Consider the following 22,130-nt stretch of genomic DNA (forward strand, 5'->3'; position numbering starts at 1 on the left):
GATGGTTCGGGCGTCCGGCCCGAGCCGGTGCTCGGGAAGCCGGTCAGCGGACGACGTCGGGTTCGACGACGGAGTAGGTGACGCGGACGCCGGCCGCGGTCTCATCGACCCGATCAGCGGCGTAGTCGCCCTGGATCGAGCGGATGGAGTCGGCCAGACGGCCGTCGCCCGCCTCGGTGCCGGTGCGGAGCACCATGGTCCGGCGCACGTCCCCCGTCTCGCCGTCGAGCACCGGGGTGCTCTCGAGCCGGACCGGCGTCGTGGCGAGCACCTGTCCGAGGGCGAGCAGGGCGCGGGAGTCGAGCTGGCCGTCGCTGAGGGTCTGCGCGGCCTCCGCCGAGACGCTGAGCGAGGGGTTCAGCAGGAGCTGCGCGCCGAGCGCCGCCCGAGCCGCCGTGCGTCCGGCAGCCTGCTCGGCTGCCGCGTCGAGACCGTCGGCGTCGATGCGGCGGACCTCGACGGCCTGCGTCCCGGAGCCGAAGGTCGCGACGAGCTCGGAGTTGTCGATCGCACCCTTCACCTCGGGGAAGGTGGTCGGGAAGGTCCGCATCGAGTCGGTCGTGACGATGTAGTCGGCGTCGCGCCAGCCGTTGGGCGACTGGGCCTGGACGGCGGAGTCGGTGTCCATCTTGTAGTACCAGATGACGTTGTCGCGATCGAAGCCGCTCTCGACGAGGTCGACCCACATCGCGTCGTCGACGATCACGCGGGACTCCTTCGGCACATTGGTCTGGACCCACTGCTGGGCCTGCCGGACCGGCTTGTCGAGGTCGGCGAGGAGGAAGCCGCGGAGCTGGGTCGCCGTGTTCGGGACGGCGACGACGGCTGCTGTGAGCACGGCGGCGATCCAGACGGCTCCGGCCGCACGTCCGCCGAGGAGACGACGGCGCGGTGCACCGGCCTCGACGGTCGAGCGGCGACGGAACCGGCGGATGGCCGCGCCGGTCACACCCATGATGAGGATCGTCATGAACGGCAGCAGCATGATGACGTACGGCACCGGCAGGTAGCCGCCCGGACGCAGCATGAACAGGCCGAGGAAGACGGTCATCGCGGCGATGACCCGCAGCCGCGAGATGAAGAGTCCGGCGACGGCGGCCACCGCGCCGGTGACGAGGAGTGCCGCGTCCAACTGCCACCACATGCCGAGGGTCTTCGCCGACAGGCTCTCCGGGTCGAACAGCGATCCGCTCGCGACGCGGGATCCGAGCTGGAAGAAGACGCCGCCGAGGAGGCTCACCCGGTCAGGGCCGGGGATGAGCTCGCCCTTGATGGCGGCGAAGAGCACGTACGTGAAGCCGATGACGACGACGATCGTCGCGGCGACCGGCAGCGTGTACCGGCGGGTCTCCTTCCGAGCCGCGCGCCACATGGTCCAGGCGAGGAAGGGCAGGGCGAGCAGGAAGGTCTCTTTGCTCAGCACGGCGATGCCGAACGCGGCGGCGGAACCCGCGAAGCCGACGAGCTGGTGCTTGCGGCTCGTCGCGAGGATGAAGGCACCGAGGAGCCAGGGCACCGCGACGTTGTCGAGGTAGACGGTGCGGTGGAACTGGACCGCGAGCGGCGAGATCGCGAACACGAGTGCGGCGACGGCGGCCATGGCCCGGCTGAGGTGCAGGCGGCGGGCGAGGACCCACACGAGCACGACGGCGATGAGCGTCGCGACCAGCATGGCCTCACGTGCCGCGACCACGGCGATGTCGTAGCGGTCGAACGCACCGGTCAGCCCCGTGTAGGCCGCGATCTGCAGCCACCCGAGCGGCGGGTGGTCGTACCAGTAGGTGTAGTGGGCGAGTTCGCCGAGCTTCAGCACGCTCCACGCCTGGGCGGTGTAGGTGCCCTCGTCGTCGATGCGCTGCGGGGATCCGCCCAGGTTCATGGCCTGCACGACGGCGGCGATGGCGAGCACGGGCAGGAGGAAGGCCAGGGTGCGACCGTGGCGCGACAGCCAGCGTCGCACGACGCCGGGGCCTCTTTGCGTCGGTGGCCCTGAGGCGAGCCAGCCGAGGCGGTCGCTCTCCAGGTGGAGCTCTGGTCGGCCGGCGGCCGCCGGTCGTTCGAGGATGCCGGTCATCGGGTTGCTCCGTTCTGGAGGACGAGCTCGGGTGCGCGGTCGGGCAGGTCGACGGAGACGGGAGCGGCCTCGGTGGCCTCGGCGACCTCCTCGCTGCGGTGGGCGCCGGTGTGCTCCGTCTTCTCCCAGGAGTGGTCGCCCTTCCACTCGCGGAAGACGGAGCGGACGGCGGCCAGGCCGAGGAAGATCTGGTACGGGAAGGTGCCGAGGATCAGCCGGGCGTAGTCGCGGAGGCGGACCTTCTGGCCGTAGAGGCGGCCGAACTCACCGAGCCCGGAGGCCTCCACCGCGAGGGTGACGATCGTCGGTGCGAGCGGGATGAAGGTGAGGAGCGCGATCGGTGCGGGCACCTTCGCGAACAGCACCAGCAGGACCGAGACGGGGATGAGGAGACCGGTCGCCGCCTGGAGGAACGGCATCGACAGCAGGTAGCGGGCGAACATGCGCTGACGGAACGTCGGCAGCTTGCGCCACTCGCCCTTCTTCAGCACCTGCAGGAAGCCCTGGTTCCAGCGCGTGCGCTGCTTGTAGAGCGACTGCAGGGTGCCTGGCGTCTCCTCGCGGGTGACGACCTCCGGGCTGTACGCGACGACGACCGTCGCGCCGGCGCTCGAGAGTCGGACGCCGAGCTCGCAGTCCTCGGCGAGGCAGCCGTCGTCCCAGCCCTCCGACCAGTCGAGCCAGGTCTTCTTCACGAACACCGTGTTGCCGCCGAGCGGGATGAAGCGGGAGTTCGCGTGGAAGTGCAGGCGCGACCGGAACCAGAAGTAGTACTCGAGCACGTTCCGGAGCGACCACCAGCTCGACTGGAAGTTCATGAGCTGCACGCCGCCCTGGACGACGTCGGCGCCGCTCTCGGTAAAGCGGGAGTCCACGAGCGTGAGCAGGCGCGGATGCACCTCGTCCTCGGCGTCGAACACGCCCACGACGTCGCCACGGGCGATCTGCAGCGCCCGGTTGAGGGCCTTCGGCTTGTTCTTCGGGACGCTGTCGTCGACGACGACCTTGATGAGGTCGGGGTGCCGTGCGGCGGCCTCGCGGACGACGCGTTCGGTCCCCGGGTCGTCGTGGCCCACGATCGCGATGATCTCGAAGTCGGGGTGGTCCTGTTCGGCGAGGCGGTCGAGGGTCTGGCCCATGACCTCCTCCTCGTGCCGACCCGGGACGAGCAGGGTGAAGGAGTGCTTGGCGGGCAGCGGGACCGCGGCGAACCCGGTGTTCTTCAGGTGGCCGGTCGACCGCCAGGCGTGGAGCATCCAGTAGAGGGTGGTGACGGCGATGATCGTCAGTGCGGCGGCGAACAGCAGCATGGTGCCGTAGCCGAGCCACTCACCGATGCTCCAGGAGCCGGGGTCGGCCGCCGACGCCGGGTCCACCAGGGTGCCGCGGTTCGGCAGCGGTTCCGTGGGTGCCGCGGGCTGCGGGGTCAGCAGGGGGCTGGGCTCGTCCGCGGCGGCGAACGGGCGGGATGGGATGAGCGCGAGCGCTCCGAGCAGCGGTGCGAGTGCGGGTGCCATCAGGACAGGCCTCCAGAGGTCGGCAGTGCGTGGGTCGGTGCGGATCGACGAGGGTCGTGGTGCGCGGTGCGGCGGCGGGTGCCGGTGCGGCCGGGCTCGAGACGGGCGCTTCCTGCGTCGTCGTGCTCCGACGGCGAGCGGCCGCCGATTCGGCGGGCCGGAACACGACGAACCGATAGGCGAGGAAGCGGAACACCATGCCGAGGACGAGTCCGACGCCGTTGCCCGCGATGTTGTCGGCGAGGGGCGTGGTGTAGCCGAGGACGTAGTGCGAGACGAAGAGACACCCCGCGGCGATCCCGAGGCCGAGGACGTTCATGAGGGCGAAGAGGGCGCCCTCCTTCCACACCGCGCGGCGGTGCTCGGTCCGGAACGTCAGCGCCCGGTTGCCGAGCCACGCGACGATCGTGGCGACGGCCACGGAGATCACCTTCGCGCCGATCGGCTTGTCGTCGAGCACGGTGAACCGGAGGAGGTTGTACACGCCGACGTCCACGACGAACGCGGTGCCACCGACCAGGCCGAAGGTGACCAGCTGGGAGACGAGCTTGGGGAGACGCAACGGCTGGCGTGCACGGCGGGGACGCGTTCCCGGAGCGACGGATCGTTCGAGGACGGACGGCTGGCTCGGGTGCACGACGGAAGATTCGGGCTTCACGGTCATGCACGCCGTTCGGGGGCGGCGCCGACCGCGGTTTGGTCGGCGGCGACACCGCCCAGGGCTTTGCCAGGTTCACGAAACAGGGCCGAAATCCCTTGATTTTCCGCGGAAGTTGACGTATTCGCGAGGCTGTGGGGGACAACACCGCGGCCCCCTCAACTGGGCCGCCGCCCGCTCGTCAACCGGCACGACGGCGATCCCTCGGTCGCCTACGATGGGGGCAACGCCCGGTGTGCTCGGGCGTCGTGATGCCCTGATTCGAGGGTGCGCGAGACGACCGGCACAGAGGGAGACATCTGGTGGGAAAGCTGATCTACGGGAGTTCATCGCGTGAACTCGAACTCGACGACCGGATGCTCGCGCACGTGAAGTCGATCGCGGTCATGAAGCTGCGGCGCAACGAGTCCTTCACGATCTCCTGGCCGCGCTCGCTCGAGACCGGTGGCGGACGCGTGACGATCTGGGTGCACCCGTCGATCTCGTTGCAGTTCGAGTTCGACCAGGAGCAGCGTCCGGAGCTCAACCGCAGCTGGCTCGAGTCGATGATGCAGGACGCCAACAAGACCGGCGACCTCGCCATCGGCCGTGAGGTCCCCGACATCGACCAGCGGGCGCGCCCGACCAACGTCAGCGAGCCCCGCCCCGGAAGTCCTCCGCGTGAGCGACCGGGTGATCGTCCTCACCGGCGCCAGCGACGGCATCGGTGCCGCGGCCGCGAAGGCGTTGACGGACGCGGGCGAGCAGGTCGTGGTGGTCGGGCGGTCACCGGAGAAGACGGCGGCCGTCGCGCAGCGGATCGGGGCTGCCTCGTTCATCTCCGACTTCGCCGAACTGGCGCAGGTGCGGCTCCTCGCCGAACAGCTCCTTGAGCAGTACCCGCGGATCGACGTCCTCGCCAACAACGCCGGCGGCATCTTCGGCGCCGACCGCCGGGTCACGGCCGACGGCCACGAGCAGACGTTCCAGATCAACTACCTGGCACCCGCGCTCCTCACCCACCTCCTGCTCGACCGCCTCGTCGAGTCCGAGGCGACGGTCATCAACACCTCGAGCGTCGCCAACCGCCTGTTCGGGAAGCTCGACCTCGACGACCTCGACGCCGAACGCTCCTATTCGCCCACGCGCGCCTACGGCAACGCGAAGCTGGCGCAGATCCTCTTCACGAAGGAACTCGACCGCCGGTACGGCCCGCGCGGCCTGTCCGCGGCGGCGTTCCACCCGGGCGTCATCTCGACGAACTTCTCCAGCTCGCCCGACGGCGCGATGCGGTTCCTCTATGCGAACCCGCTCGGGCGTCGCCTGCTGAACACCCCCGAGGAGGGCGCCGACACACTTTTCTGGCTGGCCGAGAGTCAGCCTGGCCTCGACTGGACCTCGGGCGGCTACTTCGTGAAGCGGAAACCGGCACGCACGAACAAGCTCGCCGCCGACGTCGCCCTCGCCCGCGGGCTCTGGGAACGGACCGAGGAGCTGCTCGCCGAGCACCGCTGAGCCGTCCCGCCGGTCCGTCTCAGCGGCTCTCACGCCACCCGGCCTGGGGGACGGGAGCCTAGGCTGGTGGGATGCGATGGAACGAATGGACGACGGCGCTCGTGGTCGCCGGAGTCCTCGCGCTCGCCGCGCTGCTGATGCTCCTGGTCCTCGGACCTGAGGCCCCGGTCGTGTGGGGGCTCGTCTCCGGGGTGCTGCTCGCCCTCGTCGTCGGTGCCATGGCGTTCGTCAAGCGCGAGCGCTGACCCCGTCCACTCGCTGCCCTTCGACAGGCTCAGGGACCGGACAGGGGTGGCCCGTCTGCGCCCTTCGTCAGGGACAGCCCGCTCACTGAGCCCCCTCCCGGTCACTGAGCTTGTCGAAGTGCCCACGACGAACCGCCCGGTCCGATCCTGTCCAGGCCTGGGCGAGTCTGTCTCTGGTGCGCGAGGATGGACCAATGACGACGAAGCGCATCCTGTTCATCGGCGGCAGCGGCATCATCTCCTCGGCGTCGGTCGCCAGAGCGGTGTCGCTCGGCCATGACGTCACCGTCCTGAACCGCGGCCTGTCCCACGTCCGCCCCCTTCCCGAGGAGGTCGAACTCCTTCGCGCGGACGTGCGCGACACCGACGCGGTGACCGAGACGCTCGGCTCGCGCGAGTTCGACGTCGTGGCGCAGTTCACCGCGTTCACGCCGCCGCAGGTGCAGGCGGACATCGACCGCTTCGCCGGTCGGATCGGCCAGTACGTGTTCATCAGTTCCGCATCCGCGTACCAGAAGCCGCCGCAGCGCCTGCCCGTGGTCGAGTCGACGCCGCTCCGGAACCCGTTCTCCCAGTACGCGCGCGACAAGATCTCCTGCGAGGACGTCCTCGTCCACGCCTACCGTGAGCAGGGGTTCCCGGCGACGATCGTGCGCCCGTCGCACACCTACGACCGGACGCTCATCCCCACGATGGGGCGGCGCACCGACCTCGACCGCATGCGCACGGGCAAGCCGGTGGTCGTGCACGGCGACGGGACGACCCTCTGGACCATCACCCACACCGAGGACTTCGCGGTCGGGTTCGTCGGCCTGCTGGGTCGTCGCGACGTGCTCGGGGAGGCCTTCCACATCACGGGCGACCACGCACCGAGCTGGAACGACATCACCCGGTGGATCGCGGAGGCGGCCGGCGTGGAGGCCGACATCGTGCACGTGCCGTCCGACGTCATCGCGGAGATCCACCCGCCCCTCGGGCCGACGCTCCTCGGCGACAAGGCGTTCCCGATGGTCTTCGACAACACCCGCATCCGCAGTCTCGTCCCGGAGTTCCGGCCCGCCATCCCGTTCTGGGACGGCGCGGCGGAGATGGTCGCGTTCCACGACGCGAACCCGCACTGGCAGCCGGCCGAGCCGGAGCTCGACGCGGCCTTCGACCGGATGGTCGCCGCCGTCGGTCGCTGAGCTCAGGGACCGACGGCGGCGGTCACGCCCTTCGACACTTCGACAGGCTCAGTGCGGCGCAGCTCAGGAACCGGCGGGGGTGGCCTCCGCGGCCCGGAGGTCCTTCCGGAGGATCTTCCCCGACGCCGACTTCGGGATGGCGTCGACGAACGCCACGCGCCGGATCTTCTTGTGCGGGGCGACCCGCTCCGTGACCCACGCCATGAGCGCCTCGGCGGTGACGTCCTGGCCCGGTTGTAGGACCACGAACGCCTTCGGCACCTCCTGGCCCTCATCGTCGAGCACCCCGATGACGGCCGCGTCGGCGATCGCCTGGTGGCCGAGCAGCAGCGCCTCGAGCTCCGCCGGGGCCACCTGGTAGCCGTGGTACTTGATGAGCTCCTTCAACCGCTCGATGATCCGCACGGTGCCGTCACCGCGTACGGTCGCGATGTCGCCGGTGTGGAGGAAGCCGTCGGCCTCGAGGGTCTCGCGGGTGGCCTCCTCGTTGCCGAGGTACCCGAGCATGACGTTCGGGCCGGCGCAGAGCAGCTCGCCCGCCGCGCTCTCCTCGTCCGAGCCCTCGGCCGGGTAGTCCACTTCGGCGCCGGTCTCCGGATCGACGATCCGGCACTGCATGTTCGGGAGCGTCGTGCCGACGCTGTCGAGGGACGCCCCCTCGGCCTGGAACGCGATCGCGTGGCTGACCGGGCTGAGCTCGGTCATGCCGTAGCCCTGTCGCATCCGACAGCCGAGACGCTCCTCGACCGCCCGCCCGAGCGTCGCGTCCAACGGCGCGGCACCGGAGAAGATCGTGTGGACGCTCGAGAGGTCGAACTCGTCGACGAGCGGGTGCTTCGCCAGCGCCACCGCGATCGGTGGGGCGATGAACACGTAGCTGCAGCGGAGGTCCTGGATGATCCGGAGGAACTCAGCCAGGTCGAACCGCGGCATGGTCACCAGCGAGGCGCGCCGCGACAGGGCGAGGTTGAGCAGCACCGTCATGCCGTAGATGTGGAAGAACGGCAGAACCGCGAGGATCCGGTCGTCGGCGACCATGCCGAGCTGGGGGATGGACTGCTGCACGTTCGCGACGAGGTTCCGGTGCGAGAGCATCACGCCCTTCGGCCGGCCCGTCGTGCCGGAGGAGTAGGGCAGCACCGCCACATGCGTGCCCGGGTCGAACGAGACGTCCGGCGCGGGGAGGCGGCGCATGAGGAGGTCGCTCAGCGACGCGTGCCCCTCCGCGCCGTCGAGGACGACGACGCGGTCGGAGGGGATGCCGCAGGCGCTCGCCGCCGCCCAGGCCTGGGGGAGCAGCGGGGAGACGGTGAACAGCATCGTCGCACCGGCGTCGCGCAGCTGCGCCTCGATCTCCTCGGCGTTGTACAGGCCGTTCACCGTCGTCGCCGTCGCACCCGCGCGCAGGATGCCGTGGAACACGGTGGCGAAGGCGGGGACGTTCGGCGCGTGGAGGGCCACGACGTCGCCGACCCCGATGCCGGCCGCCGCGAGGGCGCCGGCCAGGGCGTTGATCTGGCCGATGAGCTGTCGATAGCTCGTCTCGGCGCCGGTCGTGCCGTCGCGGAGGGCGATGCGGTCGAGGTCGCTCGGGGCGATGCCGCCGAACAGGGTGTCGTAGACGCTCAGGTCGGGGATCTCGACGTCGGGATGCGGGCTGGTGAACACGAGTGATCTCCTTCGAACACCGGTGATGGTGGAGTGAGTCTATCCACGCCGGGTGCTCGTTAGGCTGAACCCGTGAACGCGTCCCGCCCCATCCTCGGTCTCCTGCTCGACGTCGACGGCCCCATCGCCAGTCCGATCACTCGGACGATCAACCTCCCGAGCATCGCGCAGGACCTCGCGACGCTTGCGAACGCCGGGGTCCCGATCGCCTTCAACACCGGGCGGAGCGACGCGTTCCTCCGCGAGGTGGTCGTCCCACCGCTCCTGGCCGCCGGGCTCGCGGACGACGTCCGGCTCTACGGCATCTGCGAGAAGGGCGCCGTGTGGTTCGGGTTCTCGGCGGCGGGCGTCGATGAGCTGAGCCTCGATCAGGACGTCGCGATGCCGGAGGGCTACGGCGACGTCATCGAGCGCCTTGTCGACGAACGGTACGCCGAGACGGTCTTCTTCGACCACACCAAGCGCGCGATGGTCTCGGTCGAGCAGCACGTCGAGGTGCCGGCAGCGGACTACGCGGTCGTGCGGAAGCACTTCGACGACGACGCCCGAGCCGAGCTCGCCCGGCGCGGGTTCGGGGTCGAGCACGCGCCCGGTCGCTACCCGGACGACGCCGGCCTCGTGCAGTACCGCATCGATCCCACGATCATCTCCACCGACATCGAGTCGGTCCGGCTCGGCAAGGACCTCGGCGCCGAGCGCGCGCTCGAACTCCTCGAGGCCGACGGCGGTGCGCTCCCGCTCGCCTGGCGCACCGTCGGCGACTCGCGGAGCGACTACGCGATGGCCGACTGGTTGTTCGAGCACGGGTTCGAGGTCGCGCATGTGGACGTCCGCCCTGCCGACGGCGTGCCCGAGAAGCCCTACCCGGTGCTGACCCACCCGACGCTCATCCACGATGAAGCGGGCGCGGCCTTCCTGGCCCGCTGGGTCGCCATGGTGCAGGGGACCGCGACCGACGACACCGACGTGAGCTGACGATGGCCGGCGAGGAGGGGCGTCCGACGGGCCGCCGTCGACCCGGTCCGACGACGGAGCGCGGGCTCGACCGCGTCGTGAACTTCAGCGACGCCGTCGTCGCCATCGCGATCACGCTGATCATCCTCCCGCTCGTCGACCTCGCGCAGGAGGACGACGGCGGTCCCGTGGCCGTGTTCCTCGGCGACAACTGGACCGGGCTTGCCGCAGCGGCCCTGAGCTTCGTCGTCATCGCCAACTTCTGGCGCGACCACCACCGCCTGTTCGAGCGCACCGCCAAGTACTCGACGCGGCTCGTGACCTTGAACTTCCTCTGGCTCGCCGGGATCGTGTTCCTGCCGCTGCCGACGGTGCTCCTCTTCGACGGGACGGGTGACGACCGCGGCGCCCCCACGCTCTACATCGCGACGATGCTCGTGTCGATGGTCGCGGTGCGACTCCAGCAGGTGGTCGTCGAGCGGGACGGGCTGCTCAGCGACGAAGCGGCCGCCGCGCCGCGCCAGCCGTGGGTGCTCGTGTGGTTCCCGATCGGCCTGATGCTGCTCGCCGGTGTGCTGGCCGCGACGGTGCCGGGGCTCGGCGCCCAGGCGCTGTACCTCCTGCTGCTGTCGCTCCCGATCGGGTGGATCGGAGGCCGGCGGCACCGGGTCGCCCCTTCGACAAGCTCAGGGACCGGGGAGCCTTCCGGTCCCTGAGCTTGTCGAAGGGTGGGGTGAGTCGGGTGGGGCTGCACTTCGACAAGCTCAGTGACCGATGATGATGGCTCTCGGAGACCGGTGGTGGTGGTGGTGGTGGCTCTCGGGGACCGGTGACCTTCTGGTTCGTGAGCGTGTTTCGGTCCCTGAGCTTGTCGAAGGGTGGGGTGAGTCCGGTGGGGCTGCACTTCGACAGGCTCAGTGACCGGTGGTGGTGGCTTTCGGGGACCGGTGGCTTTCTGGTTCGTGAGCGTGTTTCGGTCCCTGAGCTTGTCGAAGGGTGGGGTGAGTCCGGTGGTGCTGCACTTCGACAGGCTCAGTGACCGGTGGTGGTGGCTCTCAGTGACCGGTGGTGGTGGCTCAGTGACCGGTGGTGATGGTGGCTCCGGGACCGGAAGCTTGCCTGCGGGTCAGGTCTGGCAGTGGGGACACCAGTAGGTGTCGCGGAGCGCGGTGGGGTCGGCGCCGAGCTTGCCCCGCTGGATCCGGGTGCCGCAGCGCAGGCAGCGTTGACCGTCGCGTGAGTACACCCAGGTCTTCCGTCCGGGCCTCGTGTCGCCCGTCGTGACCCGGTTGCGGCGGTCGCGGTTGGCGTTGATGAGCCGGTAGCCGAGCCGCACGGCACCCGGCAGGTCGACCTCGGCGGTGGGCCTCGTCGGGAGGACGCCGCGGATGAAGCATAGCTCGTTGACATACTCGTTGCCGAGTCCGGCGAGGTTGCGCTGGTCGAGCAGCGCGACGTGGATCTCGCGGCCGTCGGCCTCAAGGTTGTGGATGGCACGCTCCTCGTCCCAGTCCGGGCCGAGGAGGTCGGGACCGAGCCAGCCGAAGCGCTCCTCGTCCTCGCGGGACGGGAACACCTCGACGAGGCCGAGTTCGAACCCGACCGTCACCCAGTGCTGCGTCGACACGATCGCGCGGGCCTTCCACGCCGGCCGACGCCAGTGCTCGCCCGGCTGGTAGACGTGCCACAGCCCCTCCATCTTGAGGTGCGTGTGGAGGGTGTGGTCGCCGATGTGGTGCAGGAGGTGCTTGCCGCGGGGGATGACGTCGTGGACGACGTCGCCCCGGAGGTCGACGGTCGCGAAGGCGGGCACGCGGAGGTCGAAGCCGGTGACGACCTCGCCGGCGAGCGCCTGCCGCAACCGGTGCGCGGCTTGGAAGACCGTGTCACCCTCTGGCATGAACCGCTCCGTCCGTTCCGGCTACGGTGCCACCGGCAGGGTGTCCGGCGCAACCCGTGGCGGAACGGCCGCGCGCCGGTTCACCCACGCCGCAGCCGCAATCCACGGGGCGTCTCGACGAATCCGGCGTCGCGCAGGGCGTATCCCGTCGGGGTGCCGAGCACGAACGCGCCGTTGACCTGCTCGATGCCGAGCTTCTCGATGCGACCGGCCCGCACCGTGGACGCCAGGGAACGCGCCCCGGCACGGAGCTGGTCGTCGTCCTCCGAGAACACGAGCGCCGTCTTGCCACCGCGTTCCAGGTAGTAGACCGGTGCTCCGTCGACGAGGACGACGAGCGCACCCGCCTTCCGCCCCGGCCGGTGCTTCACCCCGGTGACCTCCTGGCCCGGCCACCCGAGGGCGGCGCCGTAGGGGTTCGCCGGGTCGGTCGCGGCGAGGGTGACGGCGTCGAGTGGTGGTTCGTCGTCGGTCCGGATGAACCCGCGCAGGCGGTCGACGGTGCCGGAGGACGCGAACTGCGCCCCGCCGAGACGCTCCACGAAGTACCCGCGACGGCAGCGACCGTTCTCCTCGAACTGCTTCAGCACGCGGTAGGCGAGCGCGAAGCCGCCCGTCACGCCCTCCGCGACGACGGAGCCGCGCGTCACGACGCCGTAGCGTTCGAGCAGGGTCTCGCCCGTGGCGACGGCACGGATGGTGGCGTCCTGCTCGGCCAGCGGCAGGATCGACCATCGGCCGCCGAGGGTCTGGCTCGCCCGCGTCGACATCGAGGGGCGCTGCAGGTTGCGTCCGCGGTACAGCTTCGAGCGCGGGGTCTGCCGTTGCACCCGGTGCGCCGAGTTCCCCGAGCCGGAACCCACCAGCGTGCGGAGCGGTGAGAAGGTGTCGTTGGTGACGAGCCCGGCCCACACGAGCTCCCAGAGGGCGTCGACGAGGAGCTTGTCGTCCGTCGACCCGACCGACTCGGCGAGCTGCCGGAAGAAGTACGCGCCGCCGCCGCCGAGCGTCGCGAGCAGTTCGGTCTGCAGGGCGTCGGGGGTATGTGGCGTCGGAGCGAGGGGCAGCGTGAGGGGTGCCGTGTCGGCGAGGTGGAGCGCGACCCAGCCGTCGTTGCCGGGGATCGAACCGCTGCCCGACCACACGACCTCGCCCGTCGCGGTGAGTTCGTCGAGCATCGCGGGACTGTACTCGGCGACGCGCGAGGGCAGGATCAGCGACTCCCAGGCCGAGGCGGGGATGGGCGCGCCCGCGAGCTGGTCGATGACCGTCGCGACGCCGTCGACACCGCGGAGCGTCCCGCCGAGGTGCTGCCACACCGGCAGGAACCGGGCGAACGCCTGCTGCTCGACCGGCTCGACCTCGTGCCGCAGCGCGGCGAGCGACCGGATGCGGAGCTTGCGGAGGACGCCGGCGTCGCACCACTCCGTCGCATCGGTGGGGCTGCGGTCGGTGTCGTCGCCCTCGCCCACCTGCTGCCGGCCGGCGGGGAGGAACTCGCCCTTGACCACGCGGCCGGCGTCGGCCAGCCGGGCGAGCGTGTGCTGGACCACCGCGGTCCCGAGACCGAAGCGCCTGGCCGTCTGCCCGGTCGTGAACGGCCCGTGCGTGCGCGCGTGGCGTGCGAGGAGGTCGCCCAATGGGTCGGCGACCGGCTCGGTGAACGCGACCGGCACGCCGATGGGCAGCGGGGTGCCGAGGGCGTCGCGGAGTCGACCGGCGTCCTCGATCGCGGCGAAGCGCTCCTCCCCGGCGATCGGGACGCGGATGACGCGCTTCGAGCGTTCGAGTTCGGCGACGGCCGCCGCTGAGCGAGCCGGATCGGGGGACCAGCCTTGCGGGTCGTCGCCGCGACTCGCCTCGCCGTCGGTGGAGACGGTGACACCGTCGAAGGTCGTCCGGGCCGCGATCTCGTCGATGGTCAGCGGGCCGAGCATCCGCAGTGCGTCGGCGACGCCTTCGACCCCCTTGAGTCGACGCTCGGGGTCGAGACGCTGCAGCTCGAGCGCGGTCTGCTCGATGACGCCCGGGTCGAGGAGTTCGCGAAGTTCGACACGGCCGAGGAGCTCGCCGAGCATGGTGCTGTCGACCGCGAGCGCGGCGGCCCGGCGCTCGGCCAACGGGCTGTCGCCCTCGTACATGAACGCGCCGACGTAGCCGAACAGGAGCGAACGGGCGTAGGGCGACGGCTGATCCGTCGTGGTCTCGACGATGCGGATCGCGCGCGACTGCAGCTCGCGGGCGAGGTGGTCGAGGGCCGGGAGGTCGTAGACGTCCTGCAGACACTCGCGGAGCGTCTCGAGGATGATCGGGAACGTCGGGTACTGCTTCGCGACCTCGAGGAGCTGCGCCGAGCGCTGGCGCTGCTGCCAGAGCGGCGAGCGTTTCTGCGGCGAGTAGTTCGGGAGCAGCAGGGCACGGGCGGCGCACTCGCGGAACCGTGAGGCGAACAGCGCCGAGCCGCCGACCTCCTGCGTGACGAGGGCGTCGAGCTCCTCCGGCTCGAAGACGAAGAGTTCGGCTCCCGGTGGCTCGCTCTCGGTGTCGGGCAGGCGGACGATGATGCCGTCGTCGCTCGCGACCGCCGAGCCGTCGACCCCGAGGCGCTCTTGCACCCGGGCGCCGACCGCCAGTGCCCAGGGGGCGTGCACACGGAGTCCATAGGGGGAGTGGAGGATGACCCGCCAGTCGCCGAGTTCGTCGCGCGAGCGTTCGACGACGAGGGTCGTGTCGTTGGGGACGACGCCCGTCGCCTCGCGCTGCTCGCGGACGTAGGCGACGAGGTTGCTGATGGCACGCTCGTCGAGGCCGGCTGCTTCGAGACGCGGGGTGGAGCCGGTGCCGGTGGTGTCGAGCTCGCGCACGAAGGCGCCGATGGCGCGACCGAGCTCGGCCGGGCGACCGATGCCGTCGCCTTTCCAGAACGGCAGTCGCCCCGGCTGGCCGAACGCCGGGGTCACGAGCACGCGGTCGTGGGTGATCTCCTGGATGCGCCAGCTCGTGGCGCCGAGGGCGAAGACGTCGCCGACGCGGGACTCGTAGACCATCTCCTCGTCGAGCTCACCGACGCGCGCGCCGGCGCCCGACTCGCCGACCATGAACACGCCGAAGAGCCCGCGGTCGGGGATGGTGCCGCCGCTCGTGACGGCGAGGCGCTGCGCTCCCGGCCGACCGGTCAAGACCCCGGCGTCGCGATCCCAGACGATCCGCGGGCGTAGCTCCGCGAAGGCGTCCGAGGGGTAGCGTCCGGCCAGGAGGTCGAGCGTCGCCTCGAAGGCCGAGCGGGGCAGGGAGGCGAACGGGGCACTGCGCTTGACCGTCTCGAACCAGTCCTCCACACCGAGTTCGTCGAGCGCGACCGCCGCGACCGTCTGCTGCGCGAGGATGTCGAGCGGGTTCGAGGGGACCTCGATCGCCTCGATGAGCCCGGCCTCCATCCGCTCGGTCGCGACCATGGTGCTGATGAGGTCGGCGCGGTGCTTCGGGAACAGGACGCCTCGGGAGACCTCGCCCACCTGGTGGCCGGCGCGGCCGACCCGCTGCAGGCCACTCGCGACGCTCGGCGGGGACTCCACCTGGATGACGAGGTCGACCTCGCCCATGTCGATGCCGAGCTCGAGGCTCGAGGTCGCGACCACGCAGCGCAGGCGGCCGGACTTGAGGTCCTCCTCGATGCCCGCGCGCTGCTCCTTGGAGACGGACCCGTGGTGGGCGCGTGCGAGGAGGGGGATGTCGTCGTCGCTCTCCTCGGTTGCCGGCCGGGCGGCTGCGGCCGCGACGCTCGTCGAGCCTCGGGTCTGGCCGCTCTGGGCCATGAGCTGCGCCGGTGGACGCCCGGCTCCCGGCGTCGTGAGGGTGGCGTCGCTGAGTCGGGCCTCGTTGATCTCGTTGAGCCGGGCCGTGAGCCGCTCCGCCAGCCGACGGGAGTTGGCGAACACGATGGTGGAGCGGTGCGCGAGCACGCGGTCGACGATCGCCTCCTCGACGTGCGGCCAGATGCTGCCGACGCGGTCTTCGCCGCCGCCGTCGCTGTTCGGGGTGTACCCCGTGAACCCGCCACCGCTGCCGTCGTCGTCGGCCTCGCCGGGCGTCCGCATGCCGGCGTCGGGGTCGGTCATATCGTCGACCGGGACGACCACGTGCAGGTCGAAGGTCTTCGCGGCCGGCGGAGCCACGATCTCGACCGGTGCGCGGCCTCCGAGGAACCGCGCGACCTCCTCGGCGGGGCGCACCGTGGCGGAGAGCCCGATGCGCTGCACCGGCTTCTCGAGCATGGCGTCGAGCCGCTCGAGCGACACCGCGAGGTGCGCGCCGCGCTTCGTCGAGGCGACGGCGTGGATCTCGTCGATGATGACGGTGTCGACCGTGCGGAGGGTCTCCCGTGCCGCGCTCGTGAGCATGAGGAAGAGCGACTCGGGGGTGGTGATGAGGATGTCCGGTGGCTCTTTGGCCATCGCCCGGCGGTCGGCGGACGGGGTGTCGCCCGAGCGGACGCCGACACTGATGGTGGGTGGCTCGGTGCCGAGGCGGCGCGCCGCCTGGGCGATGCCGACGAGCGGGGTGCGGAGGTTGCGCTCGACGTCGACGCCGAGGGCCTTCAGCGGCGAGATGTAGAGGACGCGGGTGCCGCGGGAGCGCTCGCGCTGGGCGGCGGCGGCCTCCGCTTCGTCGGCCTCGAGCCCGGTGAGCGGGACGCCGGTGCGCGGCCGCACGGCGTGCTCGGCGATAGCCTCGGAGAGCAGCCGGTCGATCGACCAGAGGAACGCGGACAGGGTCTTGCCCGAACCGGTCGGCGCGACGACGAGGGCGTTGGCGCCGCGGGAGATCGCATCCCAGGCACCCGCCTGCGCCGGCGTGGGCGCGACGAACGCCCCCTCGAACCAGTCGCGCGTCGCGGGGGAGAAGCGCTCGAGCACCTCGGTCATGGGTTCCATCATCCTGCACCCCACCGACACCGCGACCGGCGTCGCGCGCGGCCGCGTGGCCCCGTATGATCCCGCCGCGGGTCGGGCGCGGTGTCCGGTAGAACCGCCGCCCACCTGGATCGCCGCTCGGCTCCATACGGTATGAAGGAGCTATGAGCGTTCGTACCCCTGATCCCAACCCGGAACCCGATCTCCCCGGCAATTCCAATCCGGGCTGGCTGTCGGACGTCGAACTCGAGGAGATCCGCCGCCGGCTCCCGCTGCTGTACGTGGAAGCCGTGCCGGTCCGCGTCGACGGCTTCGGTGTCGTCACCGAGGTGGGCGTCCTGCTCCGGGCCACCGCGCTCGGCGAGATGACGCGCACGCTCGTCTCCGGTCGCGTCATGTACGGCGAGACGATCCGCGACGCGCTCTTCCGTCACCTGGAGAAGGACCTCGGTCCGATGGCGTTCCCGCTGCTCCCCGCGTCGCCCGTGCCGTTCCAGGTGGCCGAGTACTTCCCGTTGCCCGGATTGTCGCCGTATTCCGACGACCGCCAGCACGCCGTCGCGCTGGCGTACGTCGTCCCGGTGACCGGCACCTGCGAACCCCGCCAGGACGCGCTCGAACTCACGTGGATGACGCCCGAGGCGGCGTCCTCCGACGCGATCGCCGCCGAGATGGAGGGAGGCCGCGGCACGCTCCTCCGAGCGGCCCTCGCCTCCGTCGGCCGCCTGCGCTAGCCCTTCGACAGGCTCAGGGACCGGGGAGCGGCTCAGGGACCGGGGGGCAGGGTCAGGGACCGGCCATTCGACCAGCTCAAGGACCGGCGTGCGTCAGCGGGTGTAGCGGACCTCGTCGATCATCTCGCCGAGGAACGGCTCGGTCTTGGCCCCGCCGTCGAGGACGAACCCGTTGCGCTGGTAGAAGCGGTGCGCACGCGGGTTGTCCGCGGCGACCCACAGGAACGACGGCTGGCCGTCGGGGATGGCGGCGTCGAACAGCTGCTGACCGATCCCGGTGCCGTGCCACGCGTCGAGCAGGTAGATGAAGTAGAGCTCGCGCTCGCGGGGTGCGTCCTCCTCGCGGGCCGGACCTGAACCGGAGAACCCGACGATCTCGCCGTCGACGAGGGCCGCGAAGTGCGTGTACTCGGGGCCCTGTGCCGCCCAGTGGGTCCAGAGCTCGGCCATGCGACGCGGCGACAGCTTCGCGAGCGTCGCAGCGCTGATGAGGTGGTCGTAGGTCTCGTGCCAGGACGTGGCGTGGACGCGTCCCAGCGACTCGGCATCGACGTCGCGGACGGGGCGGACGACTGCGTTGACGTTCATGGTGGAACCGTATCCCGAGCGCCCCCGTGTCGCGAAATCGAGCGGCTCCGCGAACGGCGAAGCGCCGCCCACCCTGCGGTGGACGGCGCTTCGTTCGAGCGGTTCGCTGCTAGTTGCCGCTGGACGCGCGACGGTTGGTCCGGGGACGCGAGGACTCGGCGGGAGCGCCCGAGTTCGCGGCGTAGCCGGTGCTGTAGTGCGTACGGCTGCCACCGGTTGCGGCACCGGCACCCGCACGGGCGCCGCCCGAGCGACCGGCGCCGGAGCGCTGTCCGCCCTGACCGCCGTTGCCGCCTGCGGGACGACCGCCACGACGACCGCCGCCGCCCTGGCCGCCCTCGCGAGGAGCGCTGTCGCGGCTTGCGCCGGCACGGGCGCCGTCGCGGTCGCGGTGACCGTTGCCGAGGCCGTTGCCGTCGCGGGCTGCGCGCTTACGCTGCGCGTTGGCACCCTGCGAGCGACCACCGCCGCCACCACCCTGCTGCTGCACGGCCGCACGCGGCGCGGGCTTCACGTAGGCGGCGACGTCGCCGATGAGCTCGAGGACCGCCGGGGAGGTCGCGGTGACCGCCTGCGGGGTGACGTTGATCTCGGCCTTGCGGAGGAGCTTCTTGAGGTCCTCCATCTGGCCGGGGATCGCGAGGGTGACGACGTCACCGGCGCTGCCCGCACGAGCCGTGCGGCCCGAGCGGTGCAGGTACGCCTTGTGCTCGGTCGGCGGGTCGACGTGGATGACGAGCTCGACGTCGTCGACGTGCACGCCACGGGCGGCGACGTCGGTGGCGACGAGGACCTTGGCGGTCCCGGCGCTGAAGGCCGCGAGGTTGCGGTCGCGGGCCACCTGCGAGAGGTTGCCGTGCAGGTCGACCGCGGGGATGCCGGAGTCGGTGAGCTGCTTCGCGAGCTTCTTGGCGTGGTGCTTCGTGCGCATGAAGAGGATGCGACGGCCGCTGCCGGAGGCGAGGGCCTGGATGAGGTCCTTCTTCGACTCGACCGAGGGGGTCGTGAAGACGTGGTGGGTCATCGCGGCGACGGGCGAGTTCGCCTCGTCGACGGAGTGGAGCACCTCGTTCTGCAGGAACTTGCGGACGAGCTTGTCCACGCCGTTGTCGAGCGTCGCAGAGAACAGCAGACGCTGCCCGCCGCGAGGCGTCTTGTCGAGGATGCGCGTGACGACCGGCAGGAAGCCGAGGTCGGCCATGTGGTCGGCTTCGTCGAGGACGGTGATCTCCACGGCGTCGAGGTTCACGAAGCCCTGCTTCATGAGGTCCTCGAGGCGGCCGGGGCAGGCGATGACGATGTCGACGCCGGCGCGGAGCGCCTCTTCCTGACGCTTCTGCGAAACGCCGCCGAAGATCGTGGTGGTCTTCAGCGAGTAGGCGTCGGCCAGCGGCTGCATGACCGCGGCGATCTGCGTGGCGAGCTCGCGCGTCGGTGCGAGGACGAGTCCGAGCGGGCGACCCGGGCGGCGCTTGCCACCGGCGAGCGCGCCGCCGAGACGGGCGACCATCGGGATGCTGAAGGCCAGGGTCTTGCCGGAGCCGGTCTTGCCGCGGCCGAGGACGTCGCGTCCGCCGAGGGTGTCGGGGAGCGTGTCGATCTGGATGGGGAACGCGCTCGTCTTGCCGTCCTTCGCGAGGGAGGCGACGAGCGGTGCCGGGACGCCGAGGGCGTCGAAGGTGATGGTTGCTTCGGTCATGGGTGTGTGTCTCTTTCAGGCACGGCCACGAGCTTCGATGACGGCTGCCGGCGCACTCATGTGCGGTAGCGGGCACTGCCGGGATGACCACGCACGTGATGACTCACGTGGATGGTACGGCGTGCTTCCGTCGGCGTCGTCGCTGGTGGGAGGTGGCGAAGGCGCAGGTCGCGCATCCGTTCGCCGTATGAAGTGTCATCGACCCTGGCATGCACCGCTGGGTGCCGTGCAGGGGAGAGAGGGAGCGTTCTACGACGCAAGCGAGTACCGCACCGGAGGGTGCGATCGCACGCAAGTTCCTCCAGCGTAGCGCATCCGGCGAGGAGTCTGCTGGGAGTGGCGCGTTACGGCTGTGTTTCCATCTCCTGGAATCGGTCGTCGGCGCTTGACAGTCCGCTGGAACAGGTGAGTAATGTGTCACCCACCACAAACCCGGACCCGTGTACTGTGTCACACGGTACAGAAAGGCCTGTCGCCCATGAGCTTCGACGAAGACGCCCGAGCAGCGAGCACCGCGGTGCACGCGGGAGGCCGGTACGCCGCCGTCGCACCGATCGCAGGAGTCCGCATCCCACTGGGCGCCCGTCAGGTCCGTCTCGGAGACGGAGAACTCGGCCGGTGGCAGGAACGCAATCGTCGAGCGACGGTTCCGCACTCCATCGAGCAGCTCCGCCTCGCCGGCAACCTCGACAACCTCGCCCGGATCGCCGACCCGGGGGACGGCACGTCACGCTTCCGCGGGCGCTACCCGTTCCTCGACACGGACGTCTTCAAGACCCTCGAAGGCCTCGCCTACCTGCTCGCCGAGGAGACGGTGGCGGGCGACGTCCGCGACTTCTACGAGGAGGCCGTCGGTGTCATCGAAGCCGCGCAGCGCGAGGACGGGTACCTCAACTCGTACTTCCAGGCTCCGGAGATCGAGAAGGAACCCTGGGAGGACCTCGCCTGGGGTCACGAGCTGTACAACCTCGGTCACCTCATCCAGGCGGCGATCGCCGCGAAGCGTCGTCTCGGCGACGACCGTCTGCTGATCGTCGCCCGGGCGTTCGCCGACCTCGCCGTCGAACGGTTCGGACCGGACGGCGACCCGCAGGTGTGCGGGCACCCTGAGGTCGAGATGGCCCTGGTGGAGCTCTTCCGCGAGACCGGCGTGCGGTCCTACCTCGAGCTCGCGAGCGCGTTCATCGACCGACGCGGCCACGGCACGGTCGAGCTCCGGGTCTTCCCCGCCGAGTACTTCCAGGACTCGGCCCCACTGCGCGACCTCGACTCCGTGACCGGACACGCCGTCCGCATGGCGTACCTGGCTGCCGGAGCGACCGACGTCGCCCTCGAACGAGGCGACCAGGAACTGCTCGCGTCGCTGCAGCGGCTCTGGGACGACATGGTGGAGACGAAGCTCTACCTCACGGGCGGCCTCGGGAGTCGACACTCCGACGAGGCGATCGGCGACCGCTACGAGTTGCCGTCCGAACGCTCCTATAGCGAGACGTGCGCCGCGATCGCCGTGATGCAGTGGGGCTGGCGCCTGTACCTCGCGACCGGGTCGGCGGCCGTCCTCGACACCGTCGAGACCGTCCTCTACAACGCGTACGCCGCCGGCCTCTCCGCGGACGGCATGGCCTTCTTCTACGACAACCCGCTGCAGCGTCGCCCCGACCACCTGCAGCGATCGGGGGCGGAGGCGGACGGCGAACTTCTCAGGCGGAGCTGGTTCGGCTGTCCGTGCTGCCCGCCGAACATCGTGCGCTGGACCGCAGAGCTGCAGGATCACCTCGCGACGTCGACCCCCGCCGGTGTCGAAATCGTCCACCTCACCGCGGCGTCGATCACGACCGAGCGGCTCTCCCTCACCGTCGACACCGCGTATCCGTGGGACGGAGCGGTCACCGTGACGGTGGACACCGCCGCCGACGACGAGGTCGAGCTCGCGATCCGCATCCCCGCGTGGGTCGTGGGCGGCTCCATCCGCGTGGGCGGATCGACCACGCCGCTCGAACCCGTCGACGGGTGGATCCGTGTCCGGCGCTGGTGGCGTGCGGGCGACACCGTGGAGCTCGACCTCCCGATGCCCGTCCGGGCGCACGGCGCGCACCCCTCCGTGGACGCCCTCCGCGGCTCGATCGCCTTCGTCCGCGGACCGATCGTCTCCTGCGCCGAGCAGCAGGACACGATGGCGGACCTCGACCTCCTGCGGTTCTCCGGAGCCGACGCGGATCGCGCGGTCGTCGAGCACCGTCGGATCCTGGAGCGGGAGGGGATCGACGCCGTCGCGCTCCTCGTCCCGGCGACCGTCGACGCCCCCGCTCCGGCCGTGCTCTACCCGGTCCTCTCCGGTGCGCCCGACGCCGAGCCGGCCGCGGCACCGCTCGCCGACACCGAGACGGCAGCCTCGCTGACACAGACCACCGCGACCCTCATCCCCTACGCCCTCTGGGGCAACCGCGAACCGGGCGCCATGCGCGTCTGGTTCCGCACCCGCTGACCTCCTCCCGTCCCTCG

Annotated in this window: 16 protein-coding genes; 7 read left to right on the top strand and 9 right to left on the bottom strand. The window is 70.9% G+C overall.

From position 1 onward, the window contains the following. Nucleotides 1-43 precede the first annotated feature (43 nt). From FGL15_RS13900 to FGL15_RS13915, 4 genes are all read right to left on the bottom strand, one after another. Nucleotides 44-2,074, bottom strand: a complete 2,031-nt coding sequence (locus tag FGL15_RS13900) for a glycosyltransferase family 39 protein (protein WP_138946481.1) — start codon at nucleotides 2,072-2,074, stop codon at nucleotides 44-46. Then, nucleotides 2,071-3,384, bottom strand: a complete 1,314-nt coding sequence (locus FGL15_RS13905; protein WP_079706229.1) for a glycosyltransferase family 2 protein — start codon at nucleotides 3,382-3,384, stop codon at nucleotides 2,071-2,073. The genes FGL15_RS13900 and FGL15_RS13905 overlap by 4 nt, the downstream gene beginning before the upstream one ends. A gap of 19 nt (nucleotides 3,385-3,403) precedes the next feature. Further along, nucleotides 3,404-4,255, bottom strand: coding sequence for a GtrA family protein (locus FGL15_RS13910; protein WP_138946482.1), 852 nt, complete (start codon nucleotides 4,253-4,255; stop codon nucleotides 3,404-3,406). A 310-nt stretch (nucleotides 4,256-4,565) separates the two neighbouring features. After that, entirely contained in the window at nucleotides 4,566-4,832 is a 267-nt protein-coding gene (locus tag FGL15_RS13915; RefSeq protein WP_138946483.1) for a hypothetical protein, read from the bottom strand. Between the two features lie 77 nt (nucleotides 4,833-4,909). Between FGL15_RS13915 and FGL15_RS13920 the strand changes: the two genes are divergently transcribed. From FGL15_RS13920 to FGL15_RS13925, 3 genes are all read left to right on the top strand, one after another. Continuing rightward, complete coding sequence (locus tag FGL15_RS13920; RefSeq protein ID WP_138946484.1) at nucleotides 4,910-5,743, top strand: SDR family NAD(P)-dependent oxidoreductase; 834 nt, start codon at nucleotides 4,910-4,912, stop codon at nucleotides 5,741-5,743. Nucleotides 5,744-5,814: 71 nt separating this feature from the next. Then, on the top strand, nucleotides 5,815-5,988 hold the full coding sequence (locus FGL15_RS20385; RefSeq protein ID WP_161578549.1) for a hypothetical protein: 174 nt from the start codon (nucleotides 5,815-5,817) through the stop codon (nucleotides 5,986-5,988). Between the two features lie 194 nt (nucleotides 5,989-6,182). Continuing rightward, on the top strand, nucleotides 6,183-7,172 hold the full coding sequence (locus tag FGL15_RS13925) for an SDR family oxidoreductase (RefSeq protein WP_138946485.1): 990 nt from the start codon (nucleotides 6,183-6,185) through the stop codon (nucleotides 7,170-7,172). 63 nt (nucleotides 7,173-7,235) lie between these two features. Here the strand turns inward: FGL15_RS13925 and FGL15_RS13930 are convergent, their stop codons facing one another. Then, entirely contained in the window at nucleotides 7,236-8,840 is a 1,605-nt protein-coding gene (locus tag FGL15_RS13930; RefSeq protein ID WP_205858629.1) for an AMP-binding protein, read from the bottom strand. A 72-nt stretch (nucleotides 8,841-8,912) separates the two neighbouring features. Between FGL15_RS13930 and FGL15_RS13935 the strand changes: the two genes are divergently transcribed. Further along, complete coding sequence (locus FGL15_RS13935) at nucleotides 8,913-9,815, top strand: hypothetical protein (protein ID WP_138946487.1); 903 nt, start codon at nucleotides 8,913-8,915, stop codon at nucleotides 9,813-9,815. 2 nt (nucleotides 9,816-9,817) lie between these two features. Then, nucleotides 9,818-10,510: a TMEM175 family protein gene (locus tag FGL15_RS13940; RefSeq protein WP_138946488.1), complete on the top strand. Its 693-nt coding sequence runs from the start codon at nucleotides 9,818-9,820 to the stop codon at nucleotides 10,508-10,510. Nucleotides 10,511-10,920: 410 nt separating this feature from the next. Here the strand turns inward: FGL15_RS13940 and FGL15_RS13945 are convergent, their stop codons facing one another. Then, the gene (locus FGL15_RS13945; RefSeq protein WP_138946489.1) at nucleotides 10,921-11,694 is read right to left on the bottom strand and encodes a DNA-formamidopyrimidine glycosylase family protein; all 774 of its coding nucleotides are present in this window, start codon (nucleotides 11,692-11,694) and stop codon (nucleotides 10,921-10,923) included. A gap of 80 nt (nucleotides 11,695-11,774) precedes the next feature. Further along, on the bottom strand, nucleotides 11,775-16,619 hold the full coding sequence (locus FGL15_RS13950; RefSeq protein WP_138946490.1) for an ATP-dependent helicase: 4,845 nt from the start codon (nucleotides 16,617-16,619) through the stop codon (nucleotides 11,775-11,777). A gap of 152 nt (nucleotides 16,620-16,771) precedes the next feature. Between FGL15_RS13950 and FGL15_RS13955 the strand changes: the two genes are divergently transcribed. Next, nucleotides 16,772-17,341 carry an NUDIX hydrolase family protein gene (locus tag FGL15_RS13955; protein ID WP_064294286.1) on the top strand — a complete coding sequence of 190 codons (570 nt, stop codon included), beginning with the start codon at nucleotides 16,772-16,774 and terminating at the stop codon, nucleotides 17,339-17,341. Between the two features lie 93 nt (nucleotides 17,342-17,434). Here FGL15_RS13955 and FGL15_RS13960 read toward each other — a convergent pair whose 3' ends face one another. Together FGL15_RS13960 and FGL15_RS13965 are read right to left on the bottom strand one after the other, a co-directional pair. After that, a complete protein-coding gene (locus FGL15_RS13960; RefSeq protein WP_085511004.1) occupies nucleotides 17,435-17,929 on the bottom strand; it encodes a GNAT family N-acetyltransferase in 495 nt (164 codons plus the stop codon). Nucleotides 17,930-18,038: 109 nt separating this feature from the next. Further along, complete coding sequence (locus tag FGL15_RS13965; RefSeq protein ID WP_079705214.1) at nucleotides 18,039-19,628, bottom strand: DEAD/DEAH box helicase; 1,590 nt, start codon at nucleotides 19,626-19,628, stop codon at nucleotides 18,039-18,041. A 478-nt stretch (nucleotides 19,629-20,106) separates the two neighbouring features. Here FGL15_RS13965 and FGL15_RS13970 point away from each other — a divergent pair, with 478 nt between their 5' ends. After that, the gene (locus FGL15_RS13970; protein ID WP_138946491.1) at nucleotides 20,107-22,113 is read left to right on the top strand and encodes a glycoside hydrolase family 127 protein; all 2,007 of its coding nucleotides are present in this window, start codon (nucleotides 20,107-20,109) and stop codon (nucleotides 22,111-22,113) included. The last annotated feature ends 17 nt before the right edge of the window (nucleotides 22,114-22,130 follow it).

This window comes from Plantibacter sp. M259 (assembly GCF_006065115.1).
In the GTDB taxonomy this organism is placed as follows: domain Bacteria; phylum Actinomycetota; class Actinomycetes; order Actinomycetales; family Microbacteriaceae; genus Plantibacter; species Plantibacter auratus.